Origin of the sequence: Marinobacter sp. (assembly GCF_041690455.1) — a bacterium.
In the GTDB taxonomy this organism is placed as follows: domain Bacteria; phylum Pseudomonadota; class Gammaproteobacteria; order Pseudomonadales; family Oleiphilaceae; genus Marinobacter.
Genome location: NZ_JAWLHI010000028.1, coordinates 36,791 through 51,492 on the forward strand (window position 1 = coordinate 36,791; position 14,702 = coordinate 51,492).

The following is a 14,702-nucleotide window of genomic DNA, read 5'->3' on the forward strand; positions in this document are numbered from 1 at the left end:
TAATCTTTTTTTGAACCGGTACAGAGGGGTCTCAAGAGGGTCTGTACCGGTTCATTTGCTGCCGATCTGTACTGCCCCGATGCCGGACAGGTCTGGTGAAATAGGAGAAGGAGCTCACGGGCATGAGGGAGACAAACATGGGAGTTCTATACAGCCAGGTGGCGGATCAGTTGCAGGCACTGATCAAGGAAGGGGTTTACCGGGAAGGTGACCGGTTGCCCGGTGTACGGGTATTGAGCCGCCAGTTTGGAGTGTCAATTTCGACGGTATTGCAGGCCCACCAGACCCTGGAGGCACGGGGGTACCTGGAAGCCCGGGAGCGAAGCGGCTATTTCGTGCGCCTGCCGGTCCAGGATGTGCCGGAGCCCAGGATGCCAAAGCACCGGAGCCGGCCGGTCCCGGTGACCGCACGGGAAATGACCCTGGACCTGTGTGCGGATGAGCAGAAACGCATGGTGCCTCTGGCCACCGCGATTCCTCACCCGGATTACCTCCCTGTACGGCAGATCCAGCAGAGCACGCTGTGGGCGGCACGCCGGGGCCTGGAAACCCTGGATTACGCCTTTCCCGGCAAGGAATCGTTCCGCCGCCAGATTGCCCAGCGCATGGCCGCCATCGGCGTGCCGGTGACGCCGGATGATATCCTGGCAACCAATGGCGCCCAGGAAGCCATCATTCTGGCCCTGCGGGCGGTCACCCAGCCAGGCGATATCGTGGCGGTGGAGTCGCCGTCGTTCCCCGGCATTCTCCAGGCCCTGGAAGTGGTGGGCCTGCGGGTGATAGAAATTCCCACTCACCCCTCGGAAGGCCTGAGCCTGGAGGGTCTCGAACTGGCCCTGGAACAGTGGCCCCTGAAAGCCTGTGTGGTGGTGACCAACCACAGCAATCCCATGGGGGCGCGCATGTCCGATGAGCGCAAGAAACAGCTGGTGTCCATGCTGGCGGCGGCGGATGTGCCCCTGATCGAGGACGATATTTACGGCGACCTGTACCACACCGGTGAGCGGCCCCGGCCCGCCAAGGCCTTCGACCGGGCTGACAACGTGATCTATTGCAGTTCCTTTTCCAAGACCATTTCCCCGGGCCTGCGCCTGGGCTGGATGATCCCTGGCCGTCACATGGCCAGCGCCCGCCAGCACAAGTATTTCGTGAACCTGGCGACCTCCTCCATTCCCCAGCTGGCGGTCGCCCACTTTCTGGAGCAGGGCGGCTATGACCGGTACCTGCGCTCCGCCCGACAGCACTACCGGGAAGCGACCGAGCGAATGCGGTCGGCGGTGGCCCGCTCATTCCCGGAAGGGACCGCGGTGAGCCGGCCCCAGGGCGGGTTTGTGCTCTGGGTGCAGCTACCGGAGGGAGTCTCCGGCACGGAGGTGTACCAGCGGGCAAGGGCGGAGAACATCAACGTGGCTCCCGGACTGATGTTCTCCACCACCAACAAGTTCGATAACTGCCTCCGCCTGAACGGCGGCAACCCCTGGACCGGAACCATCGAAAAGGCCGTCGCCAGGCTCGGTGCGCTGGTCCACGAGGAGATGGGACGTTAACTTTCGCGGCGCAGATCCAGGGGGTCAACGAGTCCCGCTGCAATGGCGATGCCGGTTACATCCGGCAACCGCTCGGCGCCCAGGCGTTTCATGACCCGGGCCCGATACAGGTCGATGGTCTTCACGCTGACTCCCAGTTGATCGGCAATCTCACGGCTGGTATAGCCCTGCGCCAGAGGCAGGAAAACATCCCGCTCCCGGCGGGTGAAGGTGTCGATCAGTGCCTCGGTGCGGGCATTGCCATGGAAACGCTGGCCGCTCTGCCGCTCCTGGAGAGCCTGCTGTACACTGTCGAGCAGAAGCTGCTCGTTGAACGGCTTCTCGATGAAGTCAAACGCGCCGGATTTGAAGGCCCGGACGACGATAGGCACGTCCGCATGGCCGGAGACAAAAATGATCGGCACCTCCAGTCCCCGTTTCTGCAGTTCCTCCTGGACGTTGAGGCCACCGAGCCCGGGCATCCGTACATCCAGCACGACACAGCCGGCGCTGGTGTGGCCCACCGCATCCAGGAATTTCCGGCCGTCGCTGTAGGCCTCAACCCTCAGTCCCACGGACTCGAGCAGCCATTGGGTCGACTCGAGCATGCCGGCGTCGTCGTCGACCACGTAAACGGTGGTGGGCTGGTTACTGGGTGATTCAGTCATTCCGGGAAATCTCCGTTGTTGCAGTCTTGTTCTTGTGTGTGCTGGCGGGGAAGCGACAGGTGAGGGTAAGGCCACCGGTCTTTGCCGGCCTGGCATCCAGGAATCCGCCAAAACCTTCGATAATGGAACGGCTCATGGACAAGCCAAGGCCGAGACCCTGGGGCTTGCTGGTATAGAAGGGCTGGAACATCTGGCGAATTTCCTGCTCGCCCAGACCGGCGCCCTGGTCGGTAACCTCGATCAGCGTCTCATTCCGGTCATTGATACAGGTGGTCAGCGTAAGCTCGGCCGGGCCTCCCTGGTCAGTGCTGCCCGTTTGCCGGGACTCGACGGTGGCTTCGATCCCGTTGCGGATGAGGTTGATCAGGACCTGCTCGAGTAACACGGGATCGGCGGTGATCACCGGGGCAGCATCACACAGCCGCTCCCGGATCCTGACCCGGTTCTTGTCCGCTTCCCACTGACACAGCCTGGCCACGTTGCCGACTACGTCATTGACGGAAATCGGGGCGGTTCGTTTCTGGCCCTTGCGCAGGAAGGCCCGGAGCCTTTTGATCACTTCCGAGGCCCGGTTGGCGTGGTGAACGATCTTCTGCAGGCCGTCGTCCACCCGGTCCAGGCATTCGGGGTTGCTTTGGGCGTTCTTCAGGTAGCGCTGGCTGGCGCTGGCAAAGTTCACGATGGTGGCCAGTGGCTGGTTCATCTCGTGAGCGATGCTGGAGGCCAGTTCGCCCAGGGTCGCCAGCCGCGCGGCATGGGCCAATTCGTCTGCCAGGCGCCGGTTGTTCTCCTCGGATTCCACCCGGGCGGTGATATCCCGGGACACGCTGATGACTTCCACCACCGCACCGGTGTAGGTCTCGCGGATGGCCCGGCTGGCAATTTCGAACCAGCGCTTGCTGCCGTCCCGGTGGAGGATTTCCAGGGTCATGGTGGCGTAACCGTCGTCCCGCAGGCGGTTACGGGCTTCCACCAGCTGCTCGACCACGTGATCGCCCCGGAATACCTCTTCCAGCGGCTTGCCCCGCAGCTCCTCGGGCCAGTAGCCGAGCAATCGCCACGACGCCGGTGTTGCGTCGATGAACCGGCCGTCCGGGGCGTGGCGGGAAATCAGATCGGTGGTGTTCTCGGTAATCAGCCGGTACAGGCGGTTGGACTGCACGGCCTGCTCCCGGGTGCGAACTTCCTCGGTGGCATCCCGGCCCCGGAGCAGTACCTGGTTGCTGGTGTGGTCCGGTATCAATGTCCACAGCAGGATATGGCCGGGTATCCGGGATTCAACATTCTCGATGGCCCGGTTCTGCTGCAGGGACGAATGCAGCAGGGCCTGTGTGTTCACCGGGAGCAGGTCCACGGCACTCTCAAGGCCGGCACTGCTGACCAGCTCGATGGCACTGCGGCTGGCCTTGAGTAAAGCGGCGTCCCGGTCAAGGATCAGTCCGGGTTGCGGGTCGGCGTCAGGCAAACTAAATACCGTATCAGGGGGAAAATCGGTCATATCATCGTTGTTATAGTAAAAGAACTATAATACCTTGGTGTAGTTTCTAGGATTTGCTCCATCAAATACCATTCTGACCAGCGTGAATTATAGCCAGATTAGCGATTTTCCTGAATACGCCATAAGAACAACAGAGCTCCAAGAGGAACCCGTCATGACCTCGATTTTTGACCAGGGCCTGGCGCCCGTCGATGCCAACTACGCCGTCCAGTCGCCGATTGATTTCATCGAGCGTACCGCGAGTGTTTATCCGGAATACCCGGCCATCATTCACGGCGCGATCCGGTACAACTGGGCACAAACCTACGAGCGTTGCCGTCGCCTGGCCTCGGCCCTGCAGGGTCGCGGGATCGGTCAGGGTGATACCGTTGCCGTGATGCTGCCGAACATCCCCGCGATGGTCGAATGCCATTTCGGCGTGCCCATGATCGGTGCCGTGCTCAATACCCTGAACGTGCGCCTGGACGCCGACGCCATTGCCTTCATGCTTGAGCATGGAGAAGCCAAGGTGGTGATTGCCGATCGCGAATTCGGTCAGGTCATCAAGGATGCCGTCCGTCACCTGGAGCACAAGCCGCTGGTGATTGACGTGGATGACCCGGAGTACGGCGAAGGCGTGCAGGTCAGTGACCTTGATTACGAGGCGTTCCTGCAGGAGGGTGATCCGCAGTTCCAGTGGAGCTTCCCCGAAAACGAGTGGGACGCGGTTTCCCTGAACTACACCTCCGGTACCACCGGCAACCCCAAGGGCGTCGTCTATCACCACCGCGGGGCCTACCTCAATGCGCTGGGTAACCAGGCCGTCTGGTCCATGGACATGCATCCGGTCTATCTGTGGACCCTGCCGATGTTCCACTGCAACGGCTGGTGTTTCCCCTGGACGGTTACCGCCATGGCCGGCACCCATGTTTGCCTGCGCCGGGTGGACCCGGAGAAGATCCTGCAGCTGATCCGCGATCACCAGGTCACCCACATGTGTGGCGCCCCGATCGTTCTGAACGCGCTGCTCAATGCGCCGGCAGCCGCCAAGGCCGGGATCGATCACGAAGTGAAATCCATGACCGCCGGTGCGGCGCCCCCTGCCCAGGTGATTGGCGCTGTCGAGGAAATGGGCATCAAGGTGACCCACGTTTATGGCCTGACCGAAGTGTACGGTCCGGTGACCGTGTGTGCCTGGAAGTCCGAGTGGGATGAGCTTCCGCTGCACGACCGTGCCCGGAAAAAGGCACGCCAGGGCGTTCGCTACCATACCCTGGCCGGCACCATGGTCGGTGATCCCAACACCATGGAACCGGTGCCCAGAGACGGCAAGACCATCGGCGAGATCTTCCTGCGCGGCAACACCGTGATGAAGGGTTACCTGAAGAACCCGAGCGCCACCGAAGAGGCGTTCCGCGGTGGCTGGTTCCACACCGGTGACCTGGCGGTCTGGCACGAGGACGGTTACCTGGAAATCAAGGACCGCCTGAAGGACATCATCATTTCCGGTGGCGAGAACATCTCCACCATCGAGGTGGAAGACACCCTGTACCGCCATCCGGCCGTGCTGGAAGCGGCGGTGGTTGCCCGTCCGGACGAGAAATGGGGCGAGACTCCCTGCGCCTTTGTCACGCTGAAGCCGGAAGCCGGCGAGGTCAGCGAAGAGGACATTATCGCCTTCTGCCGCGAGCACCTGGCTCGCTTCAAGGTACCGAAAACGGTCGTCTTCACGGAGCTGCCCAAGACCTCCACGGGCAAGATCCAGAAGTTTGTGCTGCGGGATCAGGCCAAAGAGCTGGACTGATCTGCTGACCGGCTGCGCCACCCCGGCGCAGACCGTTATTCCCTCTGTGTGTCCTTGGGGGGTATCGGCCTGGCCATACCTCCCTTTTTTGTTCCCTCCAAATCTCGCCGCATTGTCATTTAATGACAAAGTGTCAGTTATTTTCGCTGGGTGCCTTCCGTCGGTTTTATGATCGGGTTTACACTGAGCCTCTGGTTACGTTTTGTCCGTTGTTGATTGCATAACAAAAACATTCCCGACAACAGGAGGCCACCATGTCAGTCAGCTCGACCCCGGACGGGGTGTCTGTCGCACCCCGGCACATCCACTTTGATGTCAGCGAGGATCTGAAATCCTTCTGGCATGGCAATGACGCCTTCCGTACCGCCTTTTTCAATGCGTTGTCTCTCCAGTTTCCCGATGGGGAGCAACAGTTCATCAATGCGGTGCGTCTGTATCGGGACCGGATTGACGATCCCAAGCTCAAGCAGGAGATCCGGGGCTTTATCGGCCAGGAGGCTCTGCACAGCCGAGAGCACAAGAGCTACAACGAGGCACTGAAGGCCTGTGGCTATGACATTGATGCGATCGACCGGCGCTTCCTGAAGCACATGGAGTGGGTAGGCAAGTTGCCCCCGAGCCGTCAGCTGGCGGGCACCTGTGGCGCGGAGCACTACACGGCGGTCCTGGCCAACGCGATCCTGAAGAATCCGGAGTGGATGGAGGGCGCCACGCCTGCCATGAAACAGCTCTGGCGCTGGCATGCCATCGAGGAAACCGAGCACAAGTCCGTTGCATTCGATGTCTACCGGGCCTGCGTGGGTAACGAGCGGCTGCGCCGGATCGTGTTCCTGTTCGTGACCTGGAATTTCTGCAAGTACACTTTCCTGAATACCTGCAGCCTGCTGCGCACCGATGGCAAGCTCTGGAGCGTCCGGACCTGGTTAGGCGGGCTGAACTTCCTGTGGGGAAAACCGGGAGTCATCCGCCAGTGCCTGCCAGAGTTCCTGGCCTACTTGCGCGAGGGCTTCCACCCCTGGCAACAGGATAATCGGCGGCTGCTCGCCGAGAATCTGCAGGAGTTGGAAGGTCTGGATGCACCGAATTGAGCGGGTGCTGAAATTCCGCCCCGCTTATGTAAAACTTGGCGACTCAAAATAACGATAAGATAAAGGGCGTTCCCGTCGAGGAATGGCCCGCAGCTGGAGAGTCTCACCATGCGAGTAGGTTTGATCGTGGATTCCGCGTGTGATCTGCCCTATGAGTTCAGTCGCAAGCACGACCTCTTTATCCTCCCCGTGACCGCTGTCATCGACGGCCAGACCTACATCGACGAACACGACCCGGTGCGCACCCAGGAGTTCTACCAGAGCGGGCTGCTGCAGAAAGGGCATCATGCTGAGACCCGGGCCTTCACGGAGGAACAGATCCATGACTTATTCATGGAGAAAATCGTCACCCAGTTCGACGTCGCCATCTGTGAAACCGTCACCCGCAGTCGCAGCCTGATCTTCGAGAACGCCACCAAGGCCATGAATAGTGTGCTGGCCAATTACGAGAAGGCCCGGGCAGCTGCCGGCCGGGACGGCAAGTTCTCCATGCGGGTGATCGACAGCAAGCAGATCTTTGCCGGCCAGGGATTGCTTGCAGCCCATACTTTGAGGTTGATCGGCCAGAAACTGCCCAAGAACGCCCTGCGCCATGAGGTTGAGTCCTTCACTGACAAGATCTATACCTGTGTCATCCCCAGGGACCTGCACTACATCCGCGAGCGTGCCCGCCGCCGCGGTGACAAGAGCATCTCGGCGGTTGTCGCCTTTCTGGGTAAGGCTCTAAATATTACGCCGGTGATTTTCGGGCAGGGTGCCGAGGGCCAACCGGTGGCGAAAACCCGCAATTTTGACGTGGCCGTGGAAAAAGTCATGAACTACGCGGCGGCGCGGGTGGATGCCGGCCTGCTGACGCCCTACGTCAGCCTTTCCTGTGGCCTGACCTGGACCGAGATCGAGGACCTGCCCGGCCTGAACCGGTTGCGGGATGCCTGTGAACGCAACGGCGTCGAGTTGCTGCTGTCCCAGATGGGGATTACCAGCAGCATCTATGTCGGCCCCGGTAGCCTGTGTCTTGCCCTGGCAGCCGAACCCCATACCTTCAACGATTTCCAGTGACTGCGGGCACGGTGCTGTCAATGCTTCCTTAGCTGCTTGGCCTGTCCGCATCCGTGATTCCGTAGTTTGGGCAAACCCCCGGTTGTCGGCTTCGTGTTAGCCTCGGGGTTGTTGTTTCCATCGCCCACAAGGATTGACCCTACCATGACCAAGTCCACCGGCAGTCTGGCCGACAGACTGTATGAAGAGCATGTCCGCCACGAGATGGCCGCCCTGAAGGGGGCGAAACCGAAGAAGTTCCTGGAGCGGGAGCTGGACGAGCTACTGGATCATGCCGGACGGATTACCCTGAACCGGGTAGCCAGTATCGATCAGGTGATGGGCGTGATCGAGCGCGTCGTCGTTGACATGGAGCTGGATGCCGGCATCCCGGAGCTGGCGGCCGAGATGGCAACCGAAGTCATGAACTCGCCGGTCCAGGCCGAGACCACCCTTGGCGAGATCATCTCCCGGGAGCAGGCCACGGGGTTCCTGGAAGAGGCCCTGGAGCTGAGGCAGCAAAGGGAGCGGGTCATCAGCGAAATCATGGCCCATCCGGTCTACCAGGAACTGGTGTCCAATGTGGTCTACCACGGGCTGGTCAACTACCTGTACGAAGACAACCTGATCGCCCGCTCCGTGCCCGGGGTGGGCTCCATGATGAAGTTTGGCAAGAAGGTGGCCAACCGCGCGGTGCCGGGCCTGGACGAGACCTTCGAGCGGCGCATCAAGGCCTGGCTCGCGGACAGCCTGCCGGGCCTGATCGCCCGCAGCGAGGCATTCCTGCATCGGGCACTCAGCGATGACGAACTCCGGGACAGCGTGATGGCCGCCTGGGTGGCGGTGGAAGACAAGACCATCGCCGAGCTCCGTGAAGGGTTGGGGGATGTCGAGTTGCAGGAATTCGTGGTCCTGGGCTATGAATTCTGGTTGCAGTTCCGCAAGACCGGCTATTTTGAAGGCTGTGCCCGGGCCGTGGTGGAGCATCTGTTCGCCAAGTACGGTGACCGGCCGGTGACGGACCTGCTGAATGATGTGGGAGTCACCCGCGAGGTGATTCGCACGGAAATCGAGGCCCACGGGATTCCGGTTATGGACGTCCTGCGGGAAGAGGGCTATCTTGAGGCCCTTGTCCGTCGCAGACTTTCCTCATTCTATCGCTCTGCGGCGGCAAAGAAACTGCTGGCCGGGGAAGAGTAGCGACAAGCCCCGGTAAATTGGGGGTAGCGTGTTTCCTGACCTGATCTGGACCTATCTGATTGCCATAACCCTGCTGACCATCACGCCGGGCGTGGACACCTTGCTGGTGTTGCGCAATACCGGCCGGGGTGGCCTCAGGGACGGTTGTGTCACCAGCGTGGGTATCTGCAGCGGGCTATTCATCCATGCCACACTCTCCGCACTGGGCATCTCCATCCTGTTGGTCGAGACGGCGTGGGCCTTCAACGCGCTGAAGTGGCTCGGTGCCCTATACCTGGTGTGGCTTGGCATCGGTTCCCTGCGCCAGGCGCTCCGGGGCAGGGTGGAAACCGCCCCGGTCCAGGTCCGGGAATCGAGAAGCGCCAGTATGGCCGTCTCATTGCGGGAGGGGCTGCTGTCGAACGTCCTGAACCCAAAGACCGCACTGTTCTATATGGCGTTGCTTCCCCAGTTCGTGGATCCGGCCGGTAACGCCTTCCAGCAGTCGCTGGTGCTGGCGGCCCTGCACTTTGTGCTGGCCATGGTGTGGCAATGCGGGCTGGCCTGGATCGTGGCCACCTTTCGCCATCTGCGTGCCAGTGCGCGGCTGAGCCGGGCACTCAATACCCTCACCGGCGGGTTCTTCGTGGCCATGGGCGCAAAACTCGCGACCGCCTGAACCTAGGGCCGGCGACGGGCCAATAAAAAAGGGAAGCCGCAGCTTCCCTTTCTGATCCGGAACCGGAACTCAGCGCTCCAGGTACTGCAGTTTGTTGGGCTTGCCGTCCCATTCCTCTGCGTCCGGCAGAGGATCTTTTTTCTCGGTGATGTTCGGCCACTTGGCCGCCAGATCGGCGTTGATTTCCACAAACTGGACCTGATCCGCCGGCAGCTCGTCCTCGGAAAAGATCGCTTCGGCCGGGCACTCGGGCTCACACAGTGCGCAGTCGATGCACTCGTCCGGGTCGATTACCAGAAAGTTCGGGCCTTCATAGAAGCAGTCCACGGGGCAGACTTCCACGCAGTCCGTGTATTTGCACTTGATGCAGTTATCAGTAACGATAAAAGCCATAGTCAGATCCCTGGTCGTAGAGTGTTCAGTCTCATCAGGAGCCGGATAGTGCGAGCCCCTACCTTATAATTTAGTGCGCGATATTGTAGGGAGCGGTCCCTGAAGGGGCAAGCCTTCGCCTGCTATATCCTTATTACATAGGTCATTTCCGCGCAATTTTCCTGTCATTTATTGATTAAATCCCGCAGCTCGTAAAGCCGGTTCAGGGCCTCTCGCGGCGTCAGGTCATCGAGGTCCAGCTTCTTGAGTGCTTGTTCCACGGCGCTGGGCTCGAGGCTGGCAAACATATCCCCCTGGAGCACAGGTTCGCTCACCGTCTGCCTGACCCCGGCCTGGCTCTCGGAATGGCCGGATTCGGCCGGCTCCGGTACCCGGTTAGTCACCGGGGCGCTGGGTGTTGCGCTGCCCTCGAGATGGGTCAGCTGCGCCTTGGCGTTGCGGATGACATCCTGGGGCACACCCGCCAGTTGGGCGACCTGCAGGCCGTAGCTCTGGCTGGCGGGGCCATCGTGAACGTTGTGCAGGAACACGATACTGTCGTCGTGTTCGGTCGCGGTCAGATGCACGTTGACAGCATGCTCCAGATCATCGGCCAGCTGGGTCAGTTCGAAGTAGTGGGTTGCGAACAGGGTATAGCAGCGGATGTTCTTCGCCAGATGCTCTGCGGTGGCCCACGCGAGGGACAGCCCGTCAAAGGTGCTGGTACCCCGGCCCACTTCATCCATCAGCACCAGACTGTGCTCGGTGGCGTTGTGCAGGATGTTAGCGGTTTCGGTCATTTCCACCATGAACGTGGAGCGACCGCCGGCGATGTCATCGGAGGAGCCCATGCGTGTGAAGATGCGATCCACCGGTCCGAGCACCGCCCGGTTGGCGGGAACGAAGCTGCCGGTGTAGGCCAGGAGGGCAATCAGGGCCGCCTGGCGCATATAGGTGGACTTACCGCCCATGTTCGGGCCGGTAATGACCAACATGCGGCGTTTGGTGTCCATCAGCAGGTCATTGGGCACAAACGGCTCGTCCAGTAGCTGCTCGACCACCGGGTGCCGGCCTTCCTCTATGTCAAAACCCGGTTGGTCGGTGAATTCCGGCGCGGCAAAACGCAGGGAGGTGGCCCGTTCGGCGAAGTTGCTCAGCACATCCAGCTCCGAGAGGGCCTGGGCGGCATCCTGCAGGGGTGCCAGCTGCTCGGCGACGCTTTCGAGCACCTCGTCATACAGCGCCTTTTCCCGGGCGAGTGCCCGGCTCTTGGCGCTCAGGGCTTTGTCTTCGAATTCCTTCAGCTCCGGGGTGATGAAGCGCTCGGCGTTTTTCAGGGTCTGCCGGCGGATGTAGTCCGCCGGTGCCTGGTCCGATTGCGCCCGGCTGATCTCGATGTAGTAACCATGCACCCGGTTGTAACCCACCTTCAGGGTGCTGATACCGGTGCGCTCCTTCTCCCGGGTCTCCACATCCAGCAGGTACTGGCCGGCGTTCTCGCTGATGTTGCGCAGTTCATCCAGCTCCTCGTCAAAACCTTCCCGGATAACGCCGCCGTCCCGGATCACCACTGGCGGGTTGTCGATGACAGCCCGTTCCAGCAGGTCGGCCAGCTCCGGATACTCGCCGATGGTGGTGGCCAGCTTGACCACGTGGTGGGAGTTCACCGGTTTCAGGGTTTCCTGAAGCTCCGGCAGGGTCTGGAAAGCATCCCGCAGCCGGGCCAGGTCCCTGGGGCGTGCCGATCGCAGCGCCACCCGGGCCAGTACCCGTTCAATGTCGCCCACCTGTTTGAGCAGATCGTGTACCGGCTCGTAATGGAAACCGTCGAGCAGGGCGGAGACCGCCTGCTGGCGCTGGCGGACCACGTCGACGTCCCGCAGCGGGCGGTTCAGCCAGCGGCGCAGCTCACGACCGCCCATGGCGGTGGCGGTACGGTCCATGACCCAGGCCAGGGTGTGCTGGTGGCCGCCCATGAGGTTGGTGTCGATTTCCAGGTTTCGACGGCTGGTGGCGTCGAGGATTACCGCCTCTTCCCGGCGCTCCCGGGTCAGCTTGCGGATATGGGGCAGGGCGGTACGCTGGGTTTCTTTCGCATACTGCAGCAGGCAGCCGGCGGCGCAGATGGCCAGGTGCAGGTCTTCGCAGCCGAAACCGGTGAGGTCGCGCACCTGCAGCTGCTGGGTAATCACCCGGTGGGCGGTGTCCCCCTCGAACAGCCAGGGTCCCTGGCGACGGATGCCGGTGAAACCTTCGAGGATCTCGCCGTAGGGAAAGTCTTCGCTGATCAGGATTTCCGCCGGGCGCAGGCGTTGCAGCTCACCCTGGAGTGCCTCCAGCCCGTCCAGTTCCGAGACCGCAAAACGACCACTGGAAATATCCAGGGAGGCAAAGCCGAATTGTTCCCGGTGGCTGTAGATGGCCACCAGCAGATTGTCCCGACGGTCCTCGAGAAAGGCATCGTCGCTCAGGGTGCCCGGCGTGACAATCCTCACCACCTGCCGCTCCACCGGCCCCTTGCTGGTGGCCGGGTCGCCTATTTGTTCACAGATGGCGATGGATTGACCCGCCCGTACCAGACGGGCAATGTAACTCTCGGCGGAATGATACGGCACGCCCGCCATGGGAATCGGGTTGCCACCGGATTGGCCACGGGCGGTCAGGGTGATGTCCAGGAATTCGGCGGCCTTCCGGGCGTCCTCGTAGAACAGCTCGTAAAAATCCCCCATGCGGTAGAACACCAGCTCATTGGGATGCTCGCCCTTGATTTTCAGGTACTGCTGCATCATGGGAGTGTGTGAAGTTTTGAGATCGTCTGTGCTCACTGGTAGTTCGCCCGTAAAATAGCTTAAAACCGCCTTTTGACAGGGGGTTGTCTGGTGAATTTGTCTGTGTAGCATCTAAAGGAGTCTGATGAAATCTGCTGAAATCCAATTCAAGAGTATAGGTTTTGGTATAGCTTTTGGTGTAGGGTTGTGGGCGCCTTAATAGAAAAGGCTGTTGATGATGAAAAGCTATACTTATGGCCAGAGTTTCATCAATGCCATCGATGGCTATCGTTCCAATCAGTTAATGGATCAAAGCATGCAGAATAACAAACACGGCAACAAGCCACTATCGGCGAGAGCCATCGAGACGATGCGGCCTGGCGATAAAGTCAAAGTGGACACTGGAGAGAATGCCGGTCTGCGTGTGACTTGCGGGGCTAGCGGGGGCAAGTCGTTCATCTATCGCTACCGGAGCCCCGAAACGGGCAAGCTAACTCAAGTCAAGATAGGGAATTACCCCTCGATGAGTCTGGCTGAGGCTCGCCTAGAGCTTGCTCGGATGAAGGCTTTACGACGAGATGGCGTATGCATTCGTGCCGAAATTCAGCGGGAGAAAGCACGTCAAAGTGCAAAAATCGAACAGGAAAAGGAAGCGGCAGAGGTGGCCGCGTTTACTGTTCGTGACTTGGTTGATCTGTACTTAACTGAAGTGATTGAGGATCGACTGGTTGTAAATCGTCGAACCGGGGCACAGAAACGAGTTCCTGGTGCACGGAAACCTAAGGGGCAGGCCGAGACTAGGCGCACCCTGTACGGTGATGCTGTACGCACTCTGGGGGATCGATCTGCGGCAGAGGTCCGGCGTAAGCATGTGGTAGAGATGGTGAAGGGCATTCTTGACCGAGGGGCAAACGTTCAGGCCGGGAATGTGTTGCGTGAGCTCAGTGCCGCCTACGACTATGCGATTGGCCTTGGCAAGTTTGATGATGATTTTGCGAACCCGGCTTTGTTGGCAAAGTCGAGCCTGAAGCAGGCTAGAGTCCGGCTTACGTCTGTTCGGGGCAAACGGGTTTTGTCTGATGCGGAGTTGAAGGAAGTGTTAGCGTGGTTGCCAGGCTCTGGTTTCTCGGTAACACAGAAGAACGTCATTCGTTTGACTCTGTGGACCGGCGCTCGCACGGGTGAGGTTTGTAAGGCGCGTTGGTCTGATGTAGATCTCGATCGAGCAGTTTGGCATATGCGAGACTCCAAGAACGGAGCCGAGCGGTATGTGCAGTTGCCGAGCCAAGCTGTTGCCTTTCTTCGTCAGCTTCGTTTAACCACCAATACCTATTTGTTTCCCTCCACTCGGACGGGATTGCCGATTCAGCAGAAATCGCTCACCGAAACAAAATGGTATCTGCGGAATTCTGCTAAGGCTCGAAGTGGCACTTACTTTAAGCCAGGCCAAGCTTGGCTGGATAGCATTCCTGATTGGTCTCCACATGATCTGCGCCGTACGGTTCGTACGGGGTTGTCTCGTTTAGGCTGTCGCAATGAGGTAGCTGAAGCCGTTATAGGTCATTCGAGAAAGGGAATTGAAGGGACTTATGATCTGCACGATTATGAACCCGAATGTCGCGAGTGGTTGCAAAAGTGGGCTGATCATCTGGAAACTCTTGACGGTGGGGGTTAGTTAGTTGGCATAACCCGTCTTAATTTCGCAAATTGCAGCAACCAGGCGCATATGGGAAAGGACACGCTGAATTGCGCCATTTTCAGGAGCACCCCAGTGCGGAGCGAAGTCTGACTTAATTATAGAACGCTCTCCAAGAGTCAATCTGGCGCATTGTTGATGGGCCGGTTGGGCCGAGAGAAATCAATTTCTATCTGTCTTTCTTAGGTCCAGCAGTCCCTGATCCGCCGGCCTGCGGCCTCCGCCGGACGGCTCGATCGGTCCGTGCAAAATCATGTGTAACGGGAAAGAGGTTTATCTGGCTAGCTTGCCAACCAGTATTGGGAGACCTAGGGAGGGTCTGATTAACCGCCAATTTTCACCAACATCGGTATGAGCCGGCAAAAAACCGAGGATTCAGACACTATCCTCCTGTTATTTGTATGTTT

Annotated in this window: 11 protein-coding genes; 7 read left to right on the top strand and 4 right to left on the bottom strand. The window is 60.0% G+C overall.

Annotated features, from left to right (window positions below; translation table 11 throughout):
* Positions 1–137 precede the first annotated feature (137 nt).
* On the top strand, positions 138–1,547 hold the full coding sequence (locus ACESMW_RS08690; RefSeq protein WP_372986647.1) for a PLP-dependent aminotransferase family protein: 1,410 nt from the start codon (positions 138–140) through the stop codon (positions 1,545–1,547).
* Here ACESMW_RS08690 and ACESMW_RS08695 read toward each other — a convergent pair.
* Both ACESMW_RS08695 and ACESMW_RS08700 read right to left on the bottom strand, forming a co-directional pair.
* Positions 1,544–2,194, bottom strand: a complete 651-nt coding sequence (locus ACESMW_RS08695; protein WP_372986648.1) for a response regulator transcription factor — start codon at positions 2,192–2,194, stop codon at positions 1,544–1,546. The genes ACESMW_RS08690 and ACESMW_RS08695 overlap by 4 nt on opposite strands.
* Complete coding sequence (locus tag ACESMW_RS08700) at positions 2,187–3,692, bottom strand: sensor histidine kinase (protein WP_372986649.1); 1,506 nt, start codon at positions 3,690–3,692, stop codon at positions 2,187–2,189. The genes ACESMW_RS08695 and ACESMW_RS08700 overlap by 8 nt, the downstream gene beginning before the upstream one ends.
* Positions 3,693–3,846: 154 nt before the next feature.
* Here ACESMW_RS08700 and ACESMW_RS08705 point away from each other — a divergent pair, with 154 nt between their 5' ends.
* The 5 genes from ACESMW_RS08705 (at position 3,847) to ACESMW_RS08725 (ending at position 9,459) form a co-directional block, all read left to right on the top strand.
* Positions 3,847–5,475: an acyl-CoA synthetase gene (locus tag ACESMW_RS08705; RefSeq protein ID WP_372986650.1), complete on the top strand. Its 1,629-nt coding sequence runs from the start codon at positions 3,847–3,849 to the stop codon at positions 5,473–5,475.
* Between the two features lie 254 nt (positions 5,476–5,729).
* Positions 5,730–6,563, top strand: a complete 834-nt coding sequence (locus ACESMW_RS08710) for a metal-dependent hydrolase (protein WP_372986651.1) — start codon at positions 5,730–5,732, stop codon at positions 6,561–6,563.
* Positions 6,564–6,671: 108 nt separating this feature from the next.
* Complete coding sequence (locus ACESMW_RS08715; RefSeq protein WP_372986652.1) at positions 6,672–7,622, top strand: DegV family protein; 951 nt, start codon at positions 6,672–6,674, stop codon at positions 7,620–7,622.
* Positions 7,623–7,766: 144 nt separating this feature from the next.
* The gene (locus tag ACESMW_RS08720) at positions 7,767–8,801 is read left to right on the top strand and encodes a hypothetical protein (protein ID WP_372986653.1); all 1,035 of its coding nucleotides are present in this window, start codon (positions 7,767–7,769) and stop codon (positions 8,799–8,801) included.
* Positions 8,802–8,829: 28 nt separating this feature from the next.
* On the top strand, positions 8,830–9,459 hold the full coding sequence (locus tag ACESMW_RS08725) for a LysE family translocator (protein ID WP_372986654.1): 630 nt from the start codon (positions 8,830–8,832) through the stop codon (positions 9,457–9,459).
* Positions 9,460–9,528: 69 nt separating this feature from the next.
* Here the strand turns inward: ACESMW_RS08725 and fdxA are convergent, their stop codons facing one another.
* Positions 9,529–9,852 (bottom strand): ferredoxin FdxA, encoded by a 324-nt coding sequence (fdxA, locus tag ACESMW_RS08730; RefSeq protein WP_372986655.1) that lies wholly within the window; start codon positions 9,850–9,852, stop codon positions 9,529–9,531.
* Positions 9,853–10,016: 164 nt separating this feature from the next.
* Complete coding sequence (mutS, locus tag ACESMW_RS08735) at positions 10,017–12,620, bottom strand: DNA mismatch repair protein MutS (protein WP_372986656.1); 2,604 nt, start codon at positions 12,618–12,620, stop codon at positions 10,017–10,019.
* Positions 12,621–12,834: 214 nt separating this feature from the next.
* Between mutS and ACESMW_RS08740 the strand changes: the two genes are divergently transcribed.
* Positions 12,835–14,274, top strand: coding sequence for a tyrosine-type recombinase/integrase (locus ACESMW_RS08740; protein ID WP_372986657.1), 1,440 nt, complete (start codon positions 12,835–12,837; stop codon positions 14,272–14,274).
* Positions 14,275–14,702 lie beyond the last annotated feature (428 nt).

What these genes read in the sequence shown, in the direction of transcription:
- ACESMW_RS08690 (WP_372986647.1), top strand. Translation starts at nt 138, where the DNA reads ATGGGAGTTCTATACAGCCAGGTGGCGGATCAGTTGCAGGCACTGATC.
- ACESMW_RS08695 (WP_372986648.1), bottom strand. Translation starts at nt 2,194, where the DNA reads ATGACTGAATCACCCAGTAACCAGCCCACCACCGTTTACGTGGTCGAC.
- ACESMW_RS08715 (WP_372986652.1), top strand. Translation starts at nt 6,672, where the DNA reads ATGCGAGTAGGTTTGATCGTGGATTCCGCGTGTGATCTGCCCTATGAG.
- ACESMW_RS08705 (WP_372986650.1), top strand. Translation starts at nt 3,847, where the DNA reads ATGACCTCGATTTTTGACCAGGGCCTGGCGCCCGTCGATGCCAACTAC.
- ACESMW_RS08700 (WP_372986649.1), bottom strand. Translation starts at nt 3,692, where the DNA reads ATGACCGATTTTCCCCCTGATACGGTATTTAGTTTGCCTGACGCCGAC.
- ACESMW_RS08740 (WP_372986657.1), top strand. Translation starts at nt 12,835, where the DNA reads ATGATGAAAAGCTATACTTATGGCCAGAGTTTCATCAATGCCATCGAT.
- ACESMW_RS08710 (WP_372986651.1), top strand. Translation starts at nt 5,730, where the DNA reads ATGTCAGTCAGCTCGACCCCGGACGGGGTGTCTGTCGCACCCCGGCAC.
- mutS (WP_372986656.1), bottom strand. Translation starts at nt 12,620, where the DNA reads ATGATGCAGCAGTACCTGAAAATCAAGGGCGAGCATCCCAATGAGCTG.
- ACESMW_RS08720 (WP_372986653.1), top strand. Translation starts at nt 7,767, where the DNA reads ATGACCAAGTCCACCGGCAGTCTGGCCGACAGACTGTATGAAGAGCAT.
- fdxA (WP_372986655.1), bottom strand. Translation starts at nt 9,852, where the DNA reads ATGGCTTTTATCGTTACTGATAACTGCATCAAGTGCAAATACACGGAC.